A 22,029-nucleotide genomic window follows, 5' to 3' on the forward strand; every position below is an offset into this window, starting at 1 on the left:
ATGATTTACCTTTCTGCCGTTGGCATGGTCAACGCGCTCGGCAACTCGGCTGATGAAATAGCGGCGAACCTGATCGCTGGCGTGGCCCCCGGGATGCGCCAGCGTGCGGGCTGGCTACAGGGCTTACCCGAGGCCGTGCTGGGAGGCGTGGAGGGTGAACTTCCCCCTGTCCCCGAGTCTTTTTCTGCGCATCGCAGCCGCAACAACCAGCTGCTGCTGGCGGCGCTTGCGCAAATCCGGCCCGCCGTCGATGCGGCCATTGCGCGCGTGGGGCGAGACCGCGTGGCGGTTGTGCTGGGCACCAGCACCTCCGGACTGGACGAGGGTGATGAGTACGTGCGCCGCGCGCAGAACGGCGAGCGCAGCCCGCAGTGGCAATATCCGCAGCAGGAGCTGGGCGATCCGTCGCGCTTTCTCGCCAGCTGGCTTGCGCTGGACGGCCCGGCGTATACCATTTCGACCGCCTGCTCCTCCAGCGCGCGGGCGATCATCAGCGGTCGTCGCCTGATCGACGCCGGGCTGGTGGACGTCGCCATCGTCGGCGGGGCCGACAGCCTGAGCCGCATGCCGGTCAACGGCTTCAACAGCCTGGAGTCCTTCTCCCCGACCCTGTGCGAACCGTTTGGCCGCCACCGTCGGGGGATTACCATTGGCGAAGCGGCGGCACTGATGGTGCTGACCCGCGAGCCGGGCGAGGTTGCGCTGCTGGGCGCGGGGGAATCCAGCGATGCGTACCATATTTCCGCACCACATCCGCAGGGCGAAGGGGCGATCCGCGCCATCAACCAGGCGCTGAACGAGGCGGGCATAACGGCGGCGGACGTCGGCTATATCAACCTGCACGGCACCGCCACGCCGCTGAACGATCGCATTGAGGCGCAGGTTATCCACGATCTCTTTGGCGACCGCGTGCCGTGCAGCTCCACGAAACATCTTACCGGCCACACGCTGGGCGCCGCGGGGATCACCGAGGCCGCCCTGAGCTGGCTGATCTTGACCCGAGACCTGCCGCTGCCGCCGCAGGATTTTTCCCGCTACGCGCCGGACGACACCCTGCCCGCCTTCGGCCTACTGCACCAGAGCGCACCGCTGAATAAACCGGTGATCCTGTCAAACTCCTTCGCGTTTGGCGGCAACAACGCCAGCCTTCTGCTGGGGAGAGTATGATGCACTACTTACCTCCCGGGGATTATCTTCCTCACGACACGCCGATGCTGCTGCTTGAGAGCGTGGAAAGCGTCACCGATGACCGCGCCGTTTGCAGCGTGACGGTGAACGAACGGGGCGTTCTGGCCCCGTTCCTGGACGCGGACGGCAACCTGCCTGGCTGGTTTGCGCTGGAGCTGATGGCCCAGACCGTGGGCGTCTGGTCTGAATGGCACCGGATGCAAAAAGGGCTGCCGCACTGTGCGCTGGGCATGGTGCTGGGCGCGCGCGAGCTGGTGTGCGACGCAGGGCATTTTGCCGCAGGCAGCACGCTGACCATCACCATCGAACGTCTGATGCAGGATGAACGCTTTGGCAGCTTCGAGTGCACCATTCATGCGGATAGTGTCTCCCTCGCCACGGGCCGCGTGAACACCTTCCAGCCGAGCGAGGAAGAATTAACCACACTTTTCAACCAGGGAACACCATCATGAGATCCGTACTGGTCACTGGCGCCAGCAAAGGCATTGGCCGCGCTATCGCCCTTCAGCTTGCGGCGGACGGTTTCACCGTCGGCGTGCATTACCATCGTGATGAAGCGGGCGCGCAGGAGACGCTGGAAGCGATTGTCCAGGCAGGCGGCGCGGGCCGTTTACTCACCTTCGACGTGGGCAACCGCGAGCAGTGCCGCACGGTGCTGGAACAGGAGATCGCTGACCACGGCGCGTGGTATGGCGTGGTCAGTAACGCCGGTATTACCCGCGACGGCGCATTTCCTGCGCTCAGCGACGATGACTGGGACAGCGTGATCCACACCAATCTCGACAGTTTTTATAACGTCATTCATCCCTGCATTATGCCGATGATCGGCACCCGCAAGGGCGGGCGGATCATCACCCTGTCGTCGGTGTCAGGCATTATGGGCAACCGTGGGCAGGTGAACTACAGCGCGGCGAAAGCCGGGATCATCGGCGCCACCAAAGCGCTCGCCACCGAGCTGGCAAAACGCAAAATCACCGTCAACTGCATCGCGCCGGGGCTGATCGATACCGGCATGATCGAGATGGACGAAGCCGCGCTGCACGCGGCGATGTCGATGATCCCGATGCAGCGTATGGGCCAGGCCGAGGAGGTCGCCGGGCTGGCGAGTTACCTGATGTCGGATAAAGCAGGCTATGTGACGCGTCAGGTGATTTCGATTAACGGAGGCATGCTATGACCCGCCGGGTAGTGATTACGGGCATGGGCGGCGTCACCGCGTTCGGCGAGGACTGGCCGACCATCTCGCGCCGTCTGCGCGAGTATGAAAATGCGGTGCGTACCATGACGGAGTGGCAGGCGTATGACGGCCTGCAAACCCTGCTCGCCGCGCCGATTGAAGATTTCACTCTCCCCACTCACTATACCCGTAAGCGCATTCGCGCCATGGGCCGGGTGTCGCTGCTCTCTACCCGCGCCACCGAGCTGGCGCTGGAGCAGGCGGGACTGATCGACGACGCGGTGCTGACCAACGGTCAGACCGGCATCGCCTACGGCTCGTCGACCGGTAGCACCGGGCCGGTCAGCGAGTTTGCCTCTATGCTCACCGAAAAGCACACCCACAACATCACCGGCACCACCTACGTGCAGATGATGCCGCACACCACGGCGGTGAATACCGGGCTGTTCTTTGGCCTGCGCGGACGGGTGATCCCCACCTCGAGCGCCTGTACCTCTGGCAGCCAGGCGATTGGCTACGCCTGGGAAGCGATTCGTCACGGCTACCAGACGGTGATGGTGGCAGGCGGCGCGGAAGAGCTGTGCCCGTCGGAAGCGGCGGTTTTCGATACCCTGTTTGCCACCAGCCAGCGTAACGACGCGCCAAAAACCACGCCGTCGCCGTTTGACGTTCAGCGCGATGGTCTGGTGATTGGCGAAGGGGCGGGCACGCTGGTGCTGGAAGCGCTGGATCACGCCAGAGCGCGCGGGGCGACAATCTATGGCGAGATCGTGGGCTTTGCCACCAACTGCGATGCGGCGCACATCACCCAGCCCCAGCGTGAAACCATGCAGGTGTGTATGGCGCAGTCGCTGGCGATGGCGGGCCTTGGCCCTCAGGAGATTGGCTACATTTCTGCCCACGGCACGGCAACCGATCGCGGGGACATCGCCGAGAGTCAGGCGACCGCCGCCATTTTCGGCGACAGCGTGCCCATCTCATCCTTAAAGAGTTATTTCGGCCATACCCTGGGTGCCTGCGGCGCGCTGGAAGCCTTGCTGAGTCTGCACATGATGCGGGAGGGCTGGTTCACGCCAACGCTCAATTTAAGACAACCGGATGAGCAATGCGGCGCTTTAGATTATATTATGGGGGAAACCCGCCCGATTGATTGCGAATTTATTCAGAGCAATAACTTTGCCTTTGGCGGCATCAATACCTCGATAATCATTAAACGCTGGGCGTAACTATGTACCAGTTTGTACTGGGAAAGATCTCCACCCTTAGCGCGGACCCGCTGGCGTCAACGCTCGCAGACATGGCACCTCAGGGTGCACGACACGCTTCCTGGCTTGCAGGCCGGACGCTGCTCGCCAGAACCTTATCCCCCTCACCGCTTCCCGAGATAATTTACGGCGAGCACGGAAAACCGGCCTTCGCTAACGGCCATCCGCTGTGGTTTAACCTGAGCCACAGCGGGGACGACATTGCCCTGCTGATGAGCGATGAAGGTGAAGTGGGCTGCGATATCGAAGTGATCCGCCCGCGGGAGAACTGGCAGGCGCTGGCAAATGCCGTTTTCAGCCTCACCGAACATGACGAGCTGGAACGTGAAGCGCCGGAAGAGCAGCTTTCCGCATTCTGGCGCATCTGGACGCGCAAAGAGGCAATCGTCAAACAGCGTGGCGGCAGCGCGTGGCAGATTGTCAGTATTGACAGCACCGCCCAGACCCTCCCGGTCAGTCAGCTACGCTTCGGCTCGCTGAGCCTGGCGGTCTGTACCCCTACGCCTTTCACCTTAACGGCGGAAGCGGTTACTTACTCCGGTGTTCCTGCGGCATAAAAAACGGCCATGCCGGTTAAAACCAACATGGCCGATGTCCCGTTCACGTTGTTCTCGATCTTATTTTAAATTTTCCGGGAAGTTTGCAGGCAGCTCGCTGGCCGCGCAATTGATCACGCTATCGTCATTCGCACCGCAGTCACGCACGAAGGTGATGGTGGCAAATTCATCAATCACTTCGGTTGGATACGCTGGTCCGGCATCACGGTAGCTATTCATCAGCGGAATGTGATCGTTCTGGAAGCAGACGGTTTTTTCCGGATTATTCATGACCCAGCGCGGGAAGAAGATGGTGCCGTGGAACAGGCGGTCGCCCAGGTTCACGATCAGGCTCACGTCAGTACCGGTTGGCTCCGTCCAGGAAATTTTATAGATGCTCTCCCCAACACGGACGATGTAGGCCTGCTGATCTTTCACCCAACGGTTGCCAACCAGACCACTGTGAATACGGTAGTCCAGGGTGTTTTCGTTTTTAACGTAAATTTCGTAATTCCAGCCATTATCGTAGGTATATACAAGATGTTTGCCGACGAAGCCGCTTAAATCATGTTTATCGAAGGTGCTCATACGATGTCTCCTTTGTTTTGATGAGACGATCGTACCCCTTCAAAAAATGAATGAATAACGCTATTTTTGAATCAAATTCATCCAAAATTTAGATTAATTATGCACAAGACGACGCTCGAACAGTGGGCCTTGCTGGAGAGAGTCATCGAGGCTGGCAGCTTCGCTAAGGCGGCGGAAGAGACCTACCGCAGCCAGTCCTCGGTCAGCTATAACCTGTCGCTTTTGCAGGAGCGGCTGGGCGTGGCGCTCCTGATGACAGAGGGACGGCGTGCCGTGCTAACCCCGGCGGGTGAGCTGTTGCTGAATCAGGTTAAACCGCTGCTGAAAGCCTTCGCCTATGTTGAAACGCGCGCTGCGACCCTGCGCAGCGGGATGCGAACCCGTATCGACCTGATGGTAGACAGTATTTTTCCGCGTAGCCGGCTGTTCGCGATTTTGCGCCAGTTTCAGCAGCTGTACCCGCAAACGCAGGTGCGGCTTACCGAGGTTCTGGAAAACAGCCGCGCAGATGCGCTCAATGATGAAGCCGACGTGATGGTCTTAACCCGCCGCCAGGACATTACCGGCCTGGGCGAATGGCTGATGAATATCGATTTTGTTGCCGTCGCGCATCACGCTCACCCGCTGTTTGCGCTGGATACGCCGCTTAATGACGAGATGCTACGGCCGTGGCCGCGCATTCAGATCGCAGACAGCCAGCCCACCACTCACCCCACCGGAGAGTCGTGGACATTCTCCACCATCGATGCCGCAATCGAAGCGGTGATGTATCAGGTTGGATACGGCTGGTTACCGGAAGAACGCATTCAGACCCCGCTCCAGCAGGGCATCCTTAAAACGCTGCCGCTCAGCCACGGCGTACGTCGCGCCACGCCGCTGCACCTCATCGTCAAACGCTCCCTCAGCCCGCTGGACGAGCAGGTTGAGACGCTGTTGCGCCTTTTTAAGCAGGAGCCGTCATCGTCAACTGCTACGCTTTAAGTTTTGAACCATAAAACGACAAGGAGTGAACGATGAAAATCGATTTAACGGGGAAAGTAGCGCTGGTGACCGCGTCCACCGGCGGTATTGGGTTTGCCATCGCCCGCGGGCTGGCGGAGAGCGGTGCGGAAGTGATCGTAAACGGACGCAGCGTCGACTCGGTGAATAAAGGCATTCAGGCGCTACAGCAGGTGGTGCCTGGCGTACAGGTCCGTGCCGCCATCGCCGACCTGAGCTCGCAGGAGGGCGTTGACGAACTGCTCAGGGTCGCCACGCACGTCGATATTCTGGTGAATAACGCCGGGATCTATGGCCAGCAGGATTTTTATTCCACCGACGACGAGACCTGGGAACGCTACTGGCAAACCAACGTGATGTCCGGCGTGCGCCTCTCCCGTGCCCTGTTGCCCGGCATGGTACAAAAGGGCTGGGGTCGGGTAGTGTTTATCTCGTCAGAATCGGCCTGCAATATTCCTGCGGATATGATCCACTATGGCGTGACAAAAACCGCCCAGCTCTCGCTGGCGCGCGGTCTGGCGAAGTTCGTGGCAGGCAGCGGCGTGACGGTGAACAGCGTACTGCCGGGCCCGACAATGTCGGACGGTTTTGCCGCGATGATGAAAGACGAAATCGAAAGAACCGGTAAATCGCTGGAGCAGCTGGCGAAAGCGTTCGTGATGGAGAATCGTCCCAGCTCGGTTATTCAGCGCGCCGCAACGGTAGAAGAAGTGGCGAATATGGTGGTGTATGTCTGTTCCATGCAGGCCTCCGCGACTTCCGGCGCGGCGCTGCGCGTTGACGGTGGCGTGGTGGATGACATAGTTTGACCCGTCAGGCCACAGGTTCAGGAAAAAATGCGACCTGATATAAGGACTATGAAGGTAAAGCAGGTAAACTAGTGAACAGAATGTGTATTTCAGCTAAGACGTATTTATGACCAATATGATTGCCGACGAAGCCGTGGCGAAGTCCAGCGTGCTCTCTGTCTTTGACTTTGATGGTACGTTGACGCACCACGACAGTTTTATCCCGTTCCTGCGCTTTGCCTTTGGCAAGCGCTACTTTGCTGGCCGACTGGTGCGCATGGCCCTGCCTACGCTGCACTGTGTGCGCCGCAAGCTGACGCGAGATGAGCTGAAAGAGGTGTTGATCAAAACCTTCCTGACGGGGGTGGATGAGCACTGGTTACGTCAGCAGGCGGAAGCCTTCTGTGAAAAATACTGGTACAAGCTGATGCGCCCGGAAGGTGTGCTGGCCGTCGCCAACGAGGTCAATTCCGGTGCGGAAGTGACGATTTGCTCTGCTTCCCCGGCGCTGGTATTGCAGCCGTGGGCCGATAAGCTCGGCATTAAGCTGATTGGCACGCAGCTGGAAGTGAAAGACGGCAAGCTGACCGGGCGGATCACCGGCCACAACTGCCGGTGTGCCCAGAAGGTGGCGAGGCTGGAGAAGGTGTATGGGGATTTGAACGCGTATCACCTGCGCGCCTGGGGCGACACGCGTGGCGACCACGAGTTGCTGGCGGCGGCGCAGGATCCGCACTGGCGGCATTTTCATCATCCGAGCAAGCGCCGAAATTCACCAATTAAGGGTTAGGTGCGGCCCGGTGCCCTCACCCCGGCCCTCTCCCACAGGGAGAGGGAGAAAAGCGGTACATCAGGCCTCACGTTTTCCCGGGAACATCACGCTCGCAATAATCCCCAGCGCCAGTACCCCCAGCACCACAAACAGACTTGCCGTGGCGCCGATGTTATAACCGTGATGCCAGAAGTGGTCGGTCGCATTCAGCCCCAGCTTGAACGCCACGAAGAACAGCAGTAACACCACCGCTTTCTCCAGATGCACCAGATACTGCTTCAGCGCTTCCAGCACAAAGTAGAGGGTACGCAGGCCGAGGATCGCGAACATCATTGCGCTGTAGATAATCAGCGGCTCACGGCTGACGGCAATGATTGCGGGTACGGAATCGAAGGCGAACATCACGTCGGACAGCTCCACCACCGCAACACAGAGCAGCAGCGGCGTCGCGTAGCGCTTCGCCTTCTTCACGCGGCCTACCATTACATCCTTGTTTTCAGGCTTCTCCAGTTCGGCATCCACCTCTTTCTGGGTCAGGATAAACGCATGGCTGCTGATTTTTGGCCACACCGGGTAGAAGCGTTTCACCAGGCGGTACGCCAGATGGTTGGAATAATCTTCTACTTCATCGCTCTCTTCATTGCGTTTCAGCATCATCACCGCCGTCCAGCCGACGACCAGCGCAAAAATGACCTCAACATACGGCCCCAGGCTCAGCAGGCTGGTGCCGATGGCAACAAAAATACCGCGGAACACAATCGCCCCGAGCACGCCCCAGTAGAGCACGCGGTGACGATATCTATCCGGCACGCCGAACCAGGCGAAGATCGCCATCATCACAAACAGGTTGTCGACGGAGAGCACCTCTTCCAGCGCATAGCCGGTCAGGAACAGACTGGCCATCTCCGCGCCGTGGTGCACGTATAAGAATCCGGCGAAGGCCATCGCCATCATGACCCAGAAGATGGACCACATAACCGCGCTTTTCAGCGAGATCGGTTTATCGTGACGGTGCATGAAGAGGTCGATAAACATCGCCCCAACGGCCATCACCACGAAGACAACAACGGTTTCCGTCGGGAAACCGAGATGAGCAGCAGACATAGACAACCCTTTTAAGAAGACAAAACACCATGCACACAATAAAAAGCGTGGCCCCGTTAAGGAGGCATCACGCTAAAAAATAAATATTAACCGTTCTTTTCAGCCAGCGCTTGCGCGCATGCCCAGGCACTGGCCCACGCCCACTGGAAGTTATACCCGCCGAGCCAGCCGGTCACGTCCATCACTTCACCAATGAAATAAAGACCCGGCACGTTGCGGGCTTCCATCGTGCGGGATGAGAGTTCGTTTGTATCCACGCCGCCCAGCGTCACTTCCGCCGTGCGGTAGCCTTCGGTGCCGTTTGGCTGTACGCGCCAGTTCGTCAGCGTCTCCACCAGCGTTTCCTGCTCGCGGCTGTTGAGCTGCTTGAGCGCAACATCCGGAATTTGCCCTAACACCTGCAAGCACTCCACGAGACGCTTCGGCAACTGCATCGCCAGGGTATTTTTCAGGCTTTGATTCGGGTGCGCGGCGCGTTGCTCGTTGAGGAAGGCGTCCAGATCGCAGTCCGGCACCAGGTTTACGGAGACAAACTCCCCCGGCTGCCAGTAGCTGGAGATCTGCAATACCGCCGGCCCCGAGAGTCCACGATGGGTAAAGAGCAGGTTTTCGCGGAACACCGTGCCGTCTTCGGCCGTAATGACCGACGGTACAGACACGCCGGAGAGTGTCTGAAGCTGCTCCAGCAGCGGCTTATGCAGCGTGAACGGTACCAGCCCGGCGCGGGTGGGCAGTACCTTCAGGCCAAACTGCTCGGCAATTTTATAGCCGAACGGTGAGGCGCCCAGCCCCGGCATCGAGAGGCCGCCGCTGGCGATCACCAGGTTATCGGCGCTGACGGTCTCACCGTTGAGTTGCAGCGTGTAGCCCTGCTCGTCACGGGCGACGTCCAGCACTTCGGTGCGCAGGCGCATTACTACGCCGCCTTTCTCGCACTCGGCCACCAGCATATCAACGATTTGTTGCGCGGAGTCGTCGCAGAACAGCTGTCCCAGCGTCTTCTCATGCCACGCGATACCGTGTTTACCCACCAGTTCGATAAAATCCCACTGGGTATAGCGCGCCAGCGCAGATTTGCAAAAATGGCGGTTCTGGCTCAAATAGGCCGCAGGCTCGACATAAAGATTAGTAAAGTTGCAGCGCCCACCGCCAGACATAAGGATCTTGCGGCCAGGCTTTTTTCCGTTATCCAGCAGCAGCACGCGACGACCCGCTTGTCCGGCCATCGCCGCACAAAACATACCCGCCGCACCGGCGCCAATTACTACGGCATCAAACCTTTCCACGTCAAAATCCTCTTCGTTAACTGCCGCGGATTGTAAAGTTTCCTCAGTGGTCGCACCAGCGTAAAAAGATATTACAAAGCCATTTCATTGATATTTAAAGATTATCCTTTAAGGCACATTTCTCAAATCAGGTGGTATGTCAAAAAAAGTCTATATTTCACTTTGCCCGTTGCGCATTTGTCCTGGATAATGCGCCGCGTTCATGTCCTCAAAATGGCGTAACGTCCTATGCTACATTTGTTTGCCGGCCTGGATTTACATACCGGGCTTTTATTATTGCTTGCTCTGGTTTTTGTGCTGTTTTACGAAGCGATCAACGGCTTCCACGACACTGCAAACGCAGTAGCAACGGTTATCTACACTCGCGCAATGCGATCGCAGCTTGCGGTTGTTATGGCGGCGGTATTTAACTTTTTTGGTGTCCTCCTGGGCGGACTGAGCGTTGCGTATGCCATTGTGCATATGCTGCCAACGGATCTGCTGCTTAACGTGAGTTCCGGTCATGGCCTGGCCATGGTGTTCTCTATGCTGCTTGCTGCGATTATCTGGAACCTCGGTACCTGGTATTTCGGCCTGCCGGCATCCAGCTCTCACACCCTCATCGGCGCGATTATCGGTATCGGGTTAACCAATGCCCTGATGACCGGGACCTCCGTCGTTGATGCGCTGAATATCCCGAAAGTTCTCGGCATTTTCGGCTCTCTGATCATCTCCCCTATCGTCGGTCTGGTGGTGGCGGGTGGCTTGATTTTCATCCTGCGTCGCTACTGGAGCAACACGAAAAAACGTGCGCGTATCCACCTGACGCCAGCAGAGCGTGAGAAGAAAGACGGCAAGAAAAAGCCGCCGTTCTGGACGCGTATCGCGCTGATCATTTCCGCTATCGGCGTCGCCTTCTCTCATGGCGCGAACGATGGTCAGAAAGGTATCGGCCTGGTGATGCTGGTTCTGATTGGCGTCGCACCGTCGGGCTTCGTGGTTAACATGAACGCCTCCGGTTACGAAATCACCCGTACCCGTGATGCGGTAAACAACGTTGAGACTTACTTCCAGCAGCATCCTGATTTGCTGAAGAAAGCGACCGGCGTGGACCAGCTGATTCCTTCTCCGGAGTCAGGCGCAACGACGGCACCGGGCGAGTTCCATTGCCATCCGGCAAACGCGATTAACGCGCTGGAACGTGCGAAAGGCATGCTGGCCGATATCGAAAGCTATGACAAACTGGCTGTTGAACAGCGTGGTCAGCTGCGTCGCATCATGCTCTGTATCTCCGACGTGACCGATAAAGTCGCGAAGCTGCCAGAGGTTAATGCTGACGACCAACGTCTGCTGAAGAAACTGAAAGGCGATATGCTCAATACCATTGAGTACGCGCCAATCTGGATCATCATGGCGGTCGCATTGGCGCTGGGTATCGGTACGATGATTGGCTGGCGTCGTGTGGCGACCACCATCGGCGAGAAGATCGGTAAGAAAGGCATGACCTATGCGCAGGGTATGTCCGCGCAGATGACGGCAGCGGTATCTATCGGTCTGGCGAGTTACACCGGTATGCCAGTCTCCACCACCCACGTACTCTCTTCGTCCGTGGCAGGTACCATGATTGTTGACGGCGGCGGTTTGCAGCGTAAAACCGTGACCAACATCCTGATGGCCTGGGTGTTCACCCTCCCGGCGTCCATCCTGCTGTCTGGCGGTCTGTACTGGATTTCGCTGAAGCTGATTTAATCGGCTGAAGGCGACAAAAAAGCGGGTCAGGAAACTGGCCCGCTTTTTTTATGCTCAGTGCCAAATCATCAGCGCAATCATACTCACCACAACCAGACCACACAGGGCGCTGGTCAAAATGAACTGACGACGCAGGCGCTCGCAGCGACGGATAAACTCTTCATCGTGGTGATCGCGGTAGCGTTGGTAGTAGATATACCCCACCAGACGCATCTGCTTGCTGGGCTGTCCGTGCGAGGTGAAGAACCCTCCACCGTCCACATACTGATAAAGCAACGGATCGCAACCACGAAGTACCACTAACAGCGCACGTAACGATGAGAAGTAGCGCGCCATATTCACTATGCAAACCACGCATAACGCCCAAAACAATGCGACGGTGCTAATCATACATCCTCCCCGGCGTCCGCCCACGAAGCAAGGCTCCTGAGCTACCGCACCCCAATGCCCTGACAGACAGTTCAGTGAAAGAATGACCAAAAGTCGATCCGGTTCGCGTTTTAATATCCGAACGGCTCATTAAATAGTGTAGGAGATCCGTTAATTTTTTTGCCACAAGGTTAATCGTTATCAACACCAAAGCTTGAAAAATATGTTTAACTGGGCCGTAATGAAAGCATCAGACGACGGCTTTCCCATTTAGTCATCGATAACTTAAGGAAGGAGTAACACTATGGCTTACAAACACATTCTTATCGCGGTAGACCTCTCCCCGGAGAGTAAAGTGCTGGTTGATAAAGCAGTATCCATGGCACGTCCCTACAACGCGAAAGTTTCGCTGATTCACGTTGATGTGAATTACTCCGACCTCTACACCGGTCTGATCGACGTGAATCTCGGCGATATGCAGAAACGCATCTCCGAAGAGACTCACCACGCGCTGAGCGAGCTTTCTACCAACGCGGGCTATCCGATCACTGAAACCTTAAGCGGTAGCGGCGATCTGGGCCAGGTGCTGGTTGATGCGATTAAGAAATACGATATGGACCTGGTGGTATGTGGTCACCATCAGGACTTCTGGAGCAAACTGATGTCTTCCGCGCGCCAGCTGATTAACACCGTTCACGTGGATATGCTGATTGTTCCACTGCGTGACGAAGAAGACGAGTAAGTGCGTTAAATTCCCCTCACTAACCCTCTCCCAAAGGGAGAGGGAATAGATCGAGGATGTAGGCCGGGTAAGGCGAAGCCGCCACCCGGCTTTTTCTATTCCGGCGTACCCGAATAAATATCAAACCGGTGCCCTTTCGTGGTCACCGCGTTAGTGGTCGCAACGTCCGCCAGCGGCGGCGCATAGTCCGGCCGCTTCACCACCACACGCTTCGTCGCCAGCTGACGAGCCGGTTCCAGCAGGCCATCGGCATCTAAATCCGGCCCCACCAGCGACTGAAACACCCGCATCTCTTTCTTCACCAGCGCGCTTTTCTGCTTATGCGGGAACATGGGGTCGAGATAAACCACCTGCGGGCGCGGGGTGATGTCGGTGAGCGCCGTCAGGCTGGAGGCATGAATAAGTTGCAAACGTTCCTGTAACCACGAGCCGATTTCCGGGTCCGCATAGCCTCGCGTCAGCCCGTCGTCAAGCAGCGCGGCGACAACCGGATTACGCTCCAGCATCCGCACCCGGCAGCCCACCGAGGCCAGCACAAACGCATCGCGCCCCAGCCCCGCCGTGGCGTCCACCACGTCCGGAAGATAGTTCCCTTTAATGCCAACCGCCTTGGCCACCGCTTCGCCGCGACCGCCGCCGAACTTACGCCGGTGCGCCATCGCGCCGCCGACAAAATCGACAAAAATCCCGCCAAGCTTTGGCTCATCGCGCTTGCGCAGCTCCAGATGTTCCGGCGTCATCACCAGCGCCATCAGGTTGTCTTCATCATGTTCCAGCCCCCAGCGGGCCGCCAGAACAGATAAGGCGCCGTCCCCGGCGCCTGTTTCATTTACTAAGCAGATCTTCACGTAGCAATCAGCCTTTGATTCCGTAATGCTCCAGCATCGCATCCAGCTGCGGCTCGCGGCCACGGAAGCGTTTGAACAGCTCCATAGGCTCTTCTGAACCGCCGCGGGTCAGGATGTTGTCGAGGAACGACTGACCGGTTTCGCGGTTGAAAATCCCCTCTTCTTCGAAGCGCGAGAAGGCATCCGCCGCCAGCACGTCGGCCCACAGGTAGCTGTAGTAGCCTGCGGCGTACCCGCCTGCGAAGATATGGCTGAACGCGTGCGGGAAGCGTCCCCAGGTTGGCCCTGGAATAACGGCAACCTGCTTTTTAATCTCAGCCAGGGTTTCGAGGATTTTCGCCCCCTGCTCCGGGCTGAACTCGGCGTGCAGGCGGAAGTCGAACAGGCCGAACTCCAGCTGGCGCAGGATAAACATCGCCGCCTGGTAGTTTTTCGCTGCCAGCATTTTATCCAGCAGTTCTTTCGGCAGCGGTTCACCCGTTTCGTAATGACCGGAGATAAACGCCAGCGCGTCCGGCTCCCAGCACCAGTTTTCCATAAACTGGCTAGGCAGCTCGACCGCATCCCATGGCACACCGCTGATACCGGCGACGCCAGCGGTTTCGATGCGGGTCAGCATGTGGTGCAGGCCGTGACCGAACTCGTGGAACAGGGTGATCACTTCATCGTGGGTAAACAGCGCAGGTTTGCCGCTCACCGGACGGTTGAAGTTACAGGTCAGGTAGGCGACCGGTTTTTGCAGGGAACCATCCGCTTTACGCATCTGGCCCACGCAGTCGTCCATCCACGCCCCGCCGCGCTTGTTCTCACGCGCGTAGAGATCGAGGTAGAAGCTACCGCGCAGTTCATTTTTCTCGTCATACAGCTCAAAGAAGCGCACGTCCGGATGCCAGACGTCGATGTCGGTACGCTCTTTCGCGGTAATGCCGTAGATGCGTTTCACCACCTCGAACAGGCCGTTAACGGCTTTGTTTTCCGGGAAGTACGGACGCAGTTGTTCGTCGCTGATGCTGTAGAGATGCTGTTTCTGTTTTTCGCTGTAGTACGCGATATCCCACGGCTGAAGCTCGTCTACGCCGAACTCCGCTTTCGCAAAGGCGCGCAGCTGAGCCAGCTCTTTTTCACCCTGCGGACGGGCGCGTTTCGCCAGATCGGTCAGGAAGTCGAGCACCTGCTGTGGGTTCTCGGCCATTTTGGTGGCGAGGGATTTATCCGCGTAGCTGTCGAAGCCCAGCAGCTGTGCCAGCTCGTGGCGCAGGGCGAGGATCTCCGCCATCACCGGGCTGTTATCCCATTTGCCCGCATTCGGCCCCTGATCGGAGGCGCGGGTGCTGTAGGCGCGGTACATCTCTTCGCGCAGGGCCTGGTTGTCGCAGTAGGTCATCACCGGCAGATAGCTTGGGATATCCAGCGTTAACAGGAAGCCTTCCTGCTCTTTCGCTTCGGCCTGGGCTTTTGCCGCCGCCAGCGCGCTTTCCGGCATGCCCGCCAGTTCAGATTCATCGGTAATCAGCTTCGTCCAGCCCATGGTGGCGTCGAGGACGTTATTGCTGTACTGATTACCCAGCTCGGACAGGCGCGCAGCGATTTCACCATAGCGAACCTGTTTTTCTTTTGGCAGGCCAATCCCGGACAGTTCGAAATCACGCAGGGCGTTATCGACCGATTTTTTCTGCGCCGTGTTCAGTTCGGCATAGTGGTCGCCGTCGCGCAGGTCGCGGTAGGCTTTGTAGAGCCCCTCATGCTGGCCGACCCAGGTGCTGTACTCAGAGAGCAGCGGCAGGGTTTGCTCGTAGGCTTCGCGCAGCTCCGGGCTGTTTTTTACCGAGTTCAGGTGGCTCACCGGGGAGAAGATGCGCCCCAGCACGTCGTCCACTTCGGCCAGCGGCTGACACAGATTTTCCCAGGTGTACGGCCCGCCCTGCGCGACCACGTTTTCTACCGCCGCGCGGCAGTTGTCCAGCGATTGCGTAACCGCTGGAACCACATGCTCGGGGAGGATTTTAGAAAACGGTGGCAACGAAAAAGGCGTCAGTAATGGATTGGTCATAAACGCTGTCCTGTTGAAATAGGTGAATGAAGCGCGCATCCGGCGCTGTGCATATTGTTCAGTAATGGGGTTAAGTGTAGAGGATTTCAATGCCAGACGTGGCGGAAAAGAGCCCGGTGGCGCTGCGCTTACCGGGCCTGCGGGTAATCTGTGCCGTTCTGCTGTAAACTGTGGCAAATCGTCAATTCAGCGGAATATCATTACCCATGCTCAGTTATCGCCACAGCTTCCACGCAGGCAACCACGCCGACGTCCTCAAACACACCGTTCAGAGCCTGATCATCGAATCGCTTAAAGAAAAGGATAAACCGTTCCTTTATCTGGACACCCACGCGGGCGCGGGCCGTTATCAGCTGAGCGGCGAGCATGCCGAGCGTACCGGTGAATATCTGGAAGGGATTGCGCGTATCTGGCAGCAGGACGATCTGCCTGCCGAGCTGGAGCCGTACATTGGCGTGGTGAATCACTTTAACCGCAACGGCCAGTTGCGTTACTACCCTGGCTCCCCGCTGATTGCCCGCCAGCTGCTGCGCGAGCAGGACAGCATCCAGTTAACCGAGCTGCACCCGAGCGACTTCCCGCTGCTGCGTTCTGAGTTTCAGAAAGATAACCGCGCCCGCGTAGACAAAGCCGATGGTTACCAGCAGCTGAAAGCCAAACTGCCGCCGGTTTCCCGTCGCGGCCTGGTGCTGATCGACCCACCGTACGAAATCAAAACCGACTATCAGGCGGTGGTGACCGGCATTAACGAAGGTTACAAACGCTTTGCGACCGGCACCTATGCTCTGTGGTATCCGGTAGTGCTGCGCGCGCAAATTAAACGCATGATCAAAGACCTCGAAGCGACGGGCATTCGCAAAATCCTGCAAATTGAGCTGGCGGTGCGCCCTGACAGCGACCAGCGCGGCATGACCGCGTCTGGCATGATCGTCATTAACCCGCCGTGGAAGCTCGAAGCACAGATGAACAACGTGCTGCCGTGGCTGCACAAAACGCTGGTGCCAGCCGGTACGGGTCACGCCACCGTGAGCTGGATCGTGCCGGAGTAATCGCAGCCATCGGTGGAAACTATTGATTTCAGGTATACAATCGCGGCAATTCACGATTAAGGACAACGCTATGACTAAGCATTATGACTACATCGCAATCGGCGGCGGCAGCGGCGGCATCGCCTCCATCAACCGTGCAGCCATGTACGGCCAGAAGTGTGCGCTGATTGAAGCCAAAGAACTCGGCGGCACCTGCGTGAACGTGGGTTGTGTACCGAAGAAAGTGATGTGGCATGCCGCGCAAATCCGTGAAGCTATCCATATGTATGGCCCGGACTACGGCTTTGACACCACCATCAACCACTTCGACTGGGATAAACTGATCGCCAGCCGTACCGCCTACATCGACCGTATTCACACCTCATACGATAACGTGCTGGGCAAGAATAACGTCGACGTGATCCGCGGCTTTGCCCGTTTCGTGGATGCGAAGACGATCGAAGTGAACGGCGAGACGATCACCGCCGATCACATCCTGATCGCCACCGGCGGCCGTCCGAGCCACCCGCATATTCCGGGCGCGGAATACGGTATCGACTCCGACGGGTTCTTCGAGCTGCCTGCTCTGCCAGAACGCGTTGCCATTGTGGGCGCAGGTTACATCGCGGTTGAACTGGCCGGCGTGATTAACGGCCTGGGGGCGGAAGCGCACCTGTTCGTGCGTAAACACGCGCCGCTGCGCAGCTTTGACCCGCTGATCGTCGACACGCTGGTCGAGGTGATGAACGCCGAAGGCCCAACCCTGCACACCAACGCCGTGCCAAAAGCGGTGGTGAAAAATGCGGACGGTAGCCTGACGCTGGAGCTGGAAGATGGCCGCAGCCAGACCGTTGACTGCCTGATCTGGGCGATTGGCCGTGAACCGGCCACCGACAACTTCAACCTGGCCGCAACCGGGGTGAAAACCAATGAAAAAGGCTACATTGTCGTTGATAAATTCCAGAACACCAGCGTACCGGGCATTTATGCCGTCGGTGATAACACCGGTGCCGTAGAGCTGACGCCGGTTGCCGTGGCGGCGGGGCGTCGTCTTTCCGAGCGTCTGTTTAACAACAAGCCGGACGAACATCTGGATTACAGCAACATTCCGACCGTGGTCTTCAGCCACCCGCCAATCGGTACCGTCGGCTTAACCGAGCCGCAGGCGCGTGAGCAGTACGGCGATGATCAGGTGAAAGTGTATAAATCGGCGTTTACCGCGATGTATACCGCGGTCACCTCGCACCGTCAGCCGTGCCGCATGAAGCTGGTCTGCGTGGGCCCGGAAGAGAAGATCGTCGGCATCCACGGCATTGGCTTCGGCATGGACGAGATTCTGCAAGGCTTCGCGGTGGCGCTGAAGATGGGCGCAACGAAGAAAGACTTCGATAACACCGTGGCAATCCACCCGACTGCGGCGGAAGAATTTGTGACCATGCGCTGATCGGTCTGATCCGCAACAAAACCGGCCAACTGGCCGGTTTTTTTATGCCCTGAGCAGGTAAACCCAACGGGTGTACAAACGGTAACAAAATAACCCGCTACCCGCGGTGGAATTAACTAATCTTAGAAAGCGCTACGCGTTCGCCTGTTACTACGGAAAAAGATTAGAGATATGAAAATGCACGTAAAGATCACCGCAAAACTGATGGCCAAAATGCACCTTGTTCTCGCGCTGGTATGGGCGATACTGACTATTCCTACCCTGCTGTGGTGGAAAAACAGCATTCTGTGGGTGTCGTTAATGAGCATTTACGCCATCGTGATTTCCCATCTGGCTGCGTACAGCGCCGCCCATGCAGAAAAAGCGGCCAGCAAGGCGATGGATAAAAGCGAAGGCGCCAGTCAGAAAGCCAATCAAACCGCCAACAGCCTTCAAGGCAATGCGCGTCAGGCACATTAATCCCTGCGTAAATGCAGAATACCGAATGCTCTGAATTTTATTCCTGCTCTGTTTCCAAAGATTCTGATTTAATGATTTCATAATCAAAGGGATATCTGATTTTCAGCGTGTTTAAATCCATTTTGAAAGCGTGATCTACCGCACACTTCGCACCGCATTAACCGAAGCGAATGTCTACGCTTAAAAGATAGCCGGGAAAAACCCGTATTTGTTACGACAAAAACCGGAGGTCCTGAACACCATGTTCAACCAGAAACTACAGACTGCCGAGGATATCGAGTTCGATATTGCAGAAGAGCTGCGCTATGAAACCGATCCCTGTGAGTTAAAACTGGATGAGATGATCGAGGCAGAGCCGGAACCAGAAATGATTGAAGGGCTGCCGGCGTCTGATGCCCTTACGCCCGCTGACCGCTACCTTGAACTGTTTGAACACGTCCAGTCGTCGCGGCTGTTTGCGGACAGCAAAACCTTTCCCGACTGCGCGCCGAAGATGGATCCGCTGGATATTTTGATCCGCTATCGCAAGGTGCGTCGCCACCGTGATTTTGACCTGGCGCGCTTTGTGGAGAATCACTTCTGGCTACCGGAGGACTACAGCAAAGAGTACGTCTCTGATCCCGGCCTGTCCCTGAAAGAACATATCGATAATCTGTGGCCGGTGCTGACGCGCGAGCCGCAGGATCACATCCCGTGGTCGTCGCTGCTGGCGCTGCCGCAGGCCTATATTGTGCCCGGCGGGCGATTCAGCGAGACCTACTACTGGGACTCTTACTTCTCCATGCTGGGGCTGGCAGAAAGCGGTCGTAACGATCTGCTGAAATGTATGGCCGATAACTTCGCCTGGCTGATTGAGCGCTACGGCCATATCCCGAACGGCAACCGCACCTACTATCTCAGCCGCTCCCAGCCGCCCGTTTTTGCCCTGATGGTGGAGCTGTTTGAAGAGGACGGCGTGCGCGGGGCGAAGCGCTATCTTGAGCACCTCAAGATGGAGTACGCCTTCTGGATGGACGGGGCGGAATCGCTGCTGCTCAATCAGGCCTATCGCAGTGCGGTTCGTATGCCGGATGGCTCATTGCTCAACCGTTACTGGGACGATCGCGATACGCCGCGGGATGAATCGTGGATCGAGGACGTTGAAACTGCCCGTCATTCTGGTCGTCCGCCGAACGAGGTGTACCGTGACCTGCGTGCCGGGGCAGCCTCAGGATGGGATTACTCATCCCGCTGGCTGCGCGATCCTGCGCGGCTGGCCAGCATACGCACAACACAATTTATCCCCATCGATTTGAACGCATTCCTGTTCAAACTGGAGAGCGCTATCGCCAATATCTCCGCGTCGAAAGGGGATAAAGAGACGGCTGATCTGTTCCGCCAGAAAGCCAGCGACCGGCGCGCGGCGGTAAACCGCTATCTGTGGGACGAAGAGAACGGCTGTTATCGTGATTACGACTGGCGGCGTGAAGCCCTGGCGCTGTTCTCTGCGGCCAGCATTGTGCCGCTGTATGTGGGCATGGCGACGCATGAGCAGGCTGAACGGCTGTCCGATGCCGTTAAAGCCCGTCTGCTCACGCCGGGCGGTATTCTCGCCACCGAATATGAAACCGGGGAGCAGTGGGATAAGCCGAACGGCTGGGCGCCGCTCCAGTGGATGGCGATCCAGGGGTTCAAGCAGTACGGCAACGACTCGCTGGGAGATGAGATCGCCTGGAGCTGGCTGCACACGGTGAACCATTACTACAAAACCCATCATAAGCTGATTGAGAAGTACCACATCGCCAGCAGCACGCCACGCGAAGGTGGCGGGGGGGAGTATCCGTTGCAGGATGGCTTCGGCTGGACGAATGGCGTGGTGCGGCGGTTGATTGGGTTATATGGTGAACCTTGAGCCTTGCCCCTCACCCTGACCCTCTCCCCTGAGGGGAGAGGGAAAAGTTAACGAATCACCTCATAAATGGCAGTCTGGATGGACTGCCATTTTTTTGTGCTGGCATCGGGCTGCGTCTTCGCGCGGCGCGTTGCCATATCGGCGTCGTGCTGCTGGCGTTTCACCACCGCAGGGACGGTACAGAATGCTTTCAGGTACTGCTTACGCATAGGCGTCAGCGATTCCCCGTTCGCCATCGCATGGCTAAGCGTATTAATAAAGCGTCGGCAGGGCTTTTGCTCTGTCATTTGCAGGCGGTAGCGCAACATTACTTCCAGCACATCGTCGTAGCCTGCCGACAACGCCTCCTCCGTCCATGACATTTTCCAGTCCATCCCGCCCTGCAAAAACAGGAGCGCCACCCGGGTATCGTTGCGGCTAATCGCTGAACGGAAGTTGTTTTCATCCCAGGTGACACCCATCCGCGTCAGCGTTTCTCGCGAGGAAGGCGTTTCGCGCATCTCCTGCACCGGTGCGGGAGATGCCGTACTGGCCACAGCCGGCTGCGGTTTACTGCTGGTCACAAGCCAGAATCCCCCCACGACAATCGCGATAACCATCACGCCAACCGCTCCCCACAGCACGCCGGAAATCAGCTGTTCGCGCTGCTCTGGCGTACGCGTGGCACGCTGAGTCGGTTTTTCTATACTGTCGCGCACTTCAAAAAGATCGCCGCCTGTGGTGCGGTCCATTTTTTGCGCCTTTTCCCAGAACGCGTGCAGCTCGCTTTCGTCCACCGCCATCAGCGCCGCCGGGTTAACGCGTGTCCGCCCTTCCTCAAACGCGCGCTGAACGGAGCGGGTGATCTGCGTGTAATAGCAGTCGAGCAGCTGGATTTGCGCTCCGCTTAACGGCTGCTGCACGGTGATGCTGTTGCGGATTTGTCGAATATCTTCGAGGAAGGTTTGCAGGGTTTTGCGGGGCTCTACCAGCAGCGTCAGCATGTCCGGGGCGTTAAACAGCGGCGCGTAGTAGCGGCTAAATTCTTTTTTATCCACCAGCAGCTGGGCCAGTTCGCTGAATAACATGCCGCTCAGAACATCATTAATTTCACCGTTTTTCAGCCAGCGACGCACGCGTTCAGCGTTAAACAACGTCTTAAGATGATTATTCAGCCGCACCGGATCGGGCCACGCCTGCTGTATCAGCCCTCTAATCATCAGCTCAATGGCACGCACCTGTTTCTGCGCCTGAAGCTGGCTCTCCTTCTCTGGCATCCTCCCGGTTTCGTAGGTCAGGAGGGGCTGTTGCAGACGCAGATATTCAAGGGAGGTGACGAAGCGCATCGCCGCAATCAGCTGGTTTTCGCTGACATCCTGCCCGCTTTCATACTGGGGAACGCGCTGCTGAAGCAAGCGTAATTGCAGCGTAAAGGCTGTCATTTCCGCATCATTCAGGTTCAGCTTCCTGGCTACAGCGCCCCACCCGCCCAGCCCCAGGCGGGCGCTATCCAGTTGCTCCAGAAACCAGCGTGGATCTTTTCCTTCAGAAACATGTACATTCAACAGAAGTAAAATTTCAACAGACGCCTGACGGATCGCCGCCAGACAGTGTTCAAACTGTTCGCGGGTATGATGCGATGAGCTAATCATCATTGTTTTCCTTGAGAGACAATGAGTACCGCTAAAGCGGCATTAAAAGTCGTTTTTCTTTTTATTTATATGAGGTTAAACATACCTGACTTTCTGTTGAAATAAAGTGACAACCTTATAATCATTTGCAATGTCT

General features: G+C 57.4%; 21 protein-coding genes. 14 read left to right on the top strand and 7 right to left on the bottom strand.

Going from position 1 to position 22,029, the window contains the following annotated elements; all coding sequences use genetic code 11:
* The 5 genes from DD597_RS21835 to acpT are packed head-to-tail and all read left to right on the top strand — an operon-like array spanning position 1 to position 4,187.
* Positions 1-1,167 carry a beta-ketoacyl-[acyl-carrier-protein] synthase family protein gene (locus tag DD597_RS21835; RefSeq protein WP_045329984.1) on the top strand — a complete coding sequence of 389 codons (1,167 nt, stop codon included), beginning with the start codon at positions 1-3 and terminating at the stop codon, positions 1,165-1,167.
* On the top strand, positions 1,167-1,640 hold the full coding sequence (locus tag DD597_RS21840) for a dehydratase (RefSeq protein WP_023323848.1): 474 nt from the start codon (positions 1,167-1,169) through the stop codon (positions 1,638-1,640). Before DD597_RS21835 ends, DD597_RS21840 begins: the two co-directional genes overlap by 1 nt.
* Complete coding sequence (locus DD597_RS21845; RefSeq protein WP_026094333.1) at positions 1,634-2,365, top strand: 3-ketoacyl-ACP reductase FabG2; 732 nt, start codon at positions 1,634-1,636, stop codon at positions 2,363-2,365. The genes DD597_RS21840 and DD597_RS21845 overlap by 7 nt, the downstream gene beginning before the upstream one ends.
* Entirely contained in the window at positions 2,362-3,591 is a 1,230-nt protein-coding gene (locus DD597_RS21850; protein WP_047734756.1) for a beta-ketoacyl-ACP synthase, read from the top strand. Before DD597_RS21845 ends, DD597_RS21850 begins: the two co-directional genes overlap by 4 nt.
* Before the next feature lie 2 nt (positions 3,592-3,593).
* Positions 3,594-4,187 carry a 4'-phosphopantetheinyl transferase AcpT gene (gene acpT / locus DD597_RS21855; protein WP_129256580.1) on the top strand — a complete coding sequence of 198 codons (594 nt, stop codon included), beginning with the start codon at positions 3,594-3,596 and terminating at the stop codon, positions 4,185-4,187.
* Positions 4,188-4,247: 60 nt separating this feature from the next.
* On the opposite strand, the gene DD597_RS21860 is transcribed toward acpT, so the two are convergent.
* Positions 4,248-4,754, bottom strand: coding sequence for a phenolic acid decarboxylase (locus DD597_RS21860; RefSeq protein ID WP_003861232.1), 507 nt, complete (start codon positions 4,752-4,754; stop codon positions 4,248-4,250).
* A gap of 99 nt (positions 4,755-4,853) precedes the next feature.
* Between DD597_RS21860 and DD597_RS21865 the strand changes: the two genes are divergently transcribed.
* The 3 genes from DD597_RS21865 (at position 4,854) to DD597_RS21875 (ending at position 7,331) form a co-directional block, all read left to right on the top strand.
* A complete protein-coding gene (locus tag DD597_RS21865; RefSeq protein WP_003861231.1) occupies positions 4,854-5,735 on the top strand; it encodes a LysR family transcriptional regulator in 882 nt (293 codons plus the stop codon).
* A gap of 32 nt (positions 5,736-5,767) precedes the next feature.
* The gene (locus tag DD597_RS21870; protein WP_022651983.1) at positions 5,768-6,562 is read left to right on the top strand and encodes an SDR family NAD(P)-dependent oxidoreductase; all 795 of its coding nucleotides are present in this window, start codon (positions 5,768-5,770) and stop codon (positions 6,560-6,562) included.
* Between the two features lie 106 nt (positions 6,563-6,668).
* On the top strand, positions 6,669-7,331 hold the full coding sequence (locus tag DD597_RS21875; protein WP_129256581.1) for an HAD family hydrolase: 663 nt from the start codon (positions 6,669-6,671) through the stop codon (positions 7,329-7,331).
* A gap of 60 nt (positions 7,332-7,391) precedes the next feature.
* On the opposite strand, the gene DD597_RS21880 is transcribed toward DD597_RS21875, so the two are convergent.
* Together DD597_RS21880 and DD597_RS21885 are read right to left on the bottom strand one after the other, a co-directional pair.
* Positions 7,392-8,417, bottom strand: a complete 1,026-nt coding sequence (locus DD597_RS21880) for a TerC/Alx family metal homeostasis membrane protein (protein ID WP_015571505.1) — start codon at positions 8,415-8,417, stop codon at positions 7,392-7,394.
* Between the two features lie 86 nt (positions 8,418-8,503).
* Entirely contained in the window at positions 8,504-9,703 is a 1,200-nt protein-coding gene (locus DD597_RS21885) for an NAD(P)/FAD-dependent oxidoreductase (RefSeq protein WP_003861226.1), read from the bottom strand.
* A gap of 228 nt (positions 9,704-9,931) precedes the next feature.
* On the opposite strand from DD597_RS21885, the gene pitA reads away from it, so the two are divergent.
* The gene (gene pitA / locus DD597_RS21890) at positions 9,932-11,431 is read left to right on the top strand and encodes an inorganic phosphate transporter PitA (protein WP_129256582.1); all 1,500 of its coding nucleotides are present in this window, start codon (positions 9,932-9,934) and stop codon (positions 11,429-11,431) included.
* Positions 11,432-11,485: 54 nt separating this feature from the next.
* On the opposite strand, the gene uspB is transcribed toward pitA, so the two are convergent.
* Positions 11,486-11,821: a universal stress protein UspB gene (gene uspB / locus DD597_RS21895; protein WP_003861224.1), complete on the bottom strand. Its 336-nt coding sequence runs from the start codon at positions 11,819-11,821 to the stop codon at positions 11,486-11,488.
* Between the two features lie 283 nt (positions 11,822-12,104).
* Here uspB and uspA point away from each other — a divergent pair, with 283 nt between their 5' ends.
* Entirely contained in the window at positions 12,105-12,542 is a 438-nt protein-coding gene (uspA, locus tag DD597_RS21900) for a universal stress protein UspA (protein WP_003861223.1), read from the top strand.
* Between the two features lie 95 nt (positions 12,543-12,637).
* Here the strand turns inward: uspA and rsmJ are convergent, their stop codons facing one another.
* Together rsmJ and prlC are read right to left on the bottom strand one after the other, a co-directional pair.
* Positions 12,638-13,390, bottom strand: coding sequence for a 16S rRNA (guanine(1516)-N(2))-methyltransferase RsmJ (gene rsmJ, locus DD597_RS21905; RefSeq protein WP_045350959.1), 753 nt, complete (start codon positions 13,388-13,390; stop codon positions 12,638-12,640).
* Between the two features lie 7 nt (positions 13,391-13,397).
* Positions 13,398-15,440, bottom strand: a complete 2,043-nt coding sequence (gene prlC, locus DD597_RS21910; RefSeq protein WP_045332580.1) for an oligopeptidase A — start codon at positions 15,438-15,440, stop codon at positions 13,398-13,400.
* A 206-nt stretch (positions 15,441-15,646) separates the two neighbouring features.
* On the opposite strand from prlC, the gene DD597_RS21915 reads away from it, so the two are divergent.
* From DD597_RS21915 to DD597_RS21930, 4 genes are all read left to right on the top strand, one after another.
* A complete protein-coding gene (locus DD597_RS21915; RefSeq protein WP_003861217.1) occupies positions 15,647-16,489 on the top strand; it encodes a 23S rRNA (adenine(2030)-N(6))-methyltransferase RlmJ in 843 nt (280 codons plus the stop codon).
* Between the two features lie 70 nt (positions 16,490-16,559).
* Complete coding sequence (gorA, locus tag DD597_RS21920) at positions 16,560-17,912, top strand: glutathione-disulfide reductase (RefSeq protein WP_003861215.1); 1,353 nt, start codon at positions 16,560-16,562, stop codon at positions 17,910-17,912.
* A 171-nt stretch (positions 17,913-18,083) separates the two neighbouring features.
* The gene (locus DD597_RS21925) at positions 18,084-18,371 is read left to right on the top strand and encodes a hypothetical protein (protein ID WP_003861213.1); all 288 of its coding nucleotides are present in this window, start codon (positions 18,084-18,086) and stop codon (positions 18,369-18,371) included.
* A gap of 241 nt (positions 18,372-18,612) precedes the next feature.
* Positions 18,613-20,262, top strand: a complete 1,650-nt coding sequence (locus DD597_RS21930; protein ID WP_003861211.1) for an alpha,alpha-trehalase — start codon at positions 18,613-18,615, stop codon at positions 20,260-20,262.
* Between the two features lie 47 nt (positions 20,263-20,309).
* On the opposite strand, the gene DD597_RS21935 is transcribed toward DD597_RS21930, so the two are convergent.
* The gene (locus tag DD597_RS21935; protein WP_050871422.1) at positions 20,310-21,896 is read right to left on the bottom strand and encodes an STY4199 family HEPN domain-containing protein; all 1,587 of its coding nucleotides are present in this window, start codon (positions 21,894-21,896) and stop codon (positions 20,310-20,312) included.
* Between the last annotated feature and the right edge of the window lie 133 nt (positions 21,897-22,029).

It is taken from the genome of Enterobacter cloacae complex sp. 677-3DZ2D5B (genome assembly GCF_004136695.1).
In the GTDB taxonomy this organism is placed as follows: Bacteria; Pseudomonadota; Gammaproteobacteria; order Enterobacterales; family Enterobacteriaceae; genus Enterobacter; species Enterobacter hormaechei_C.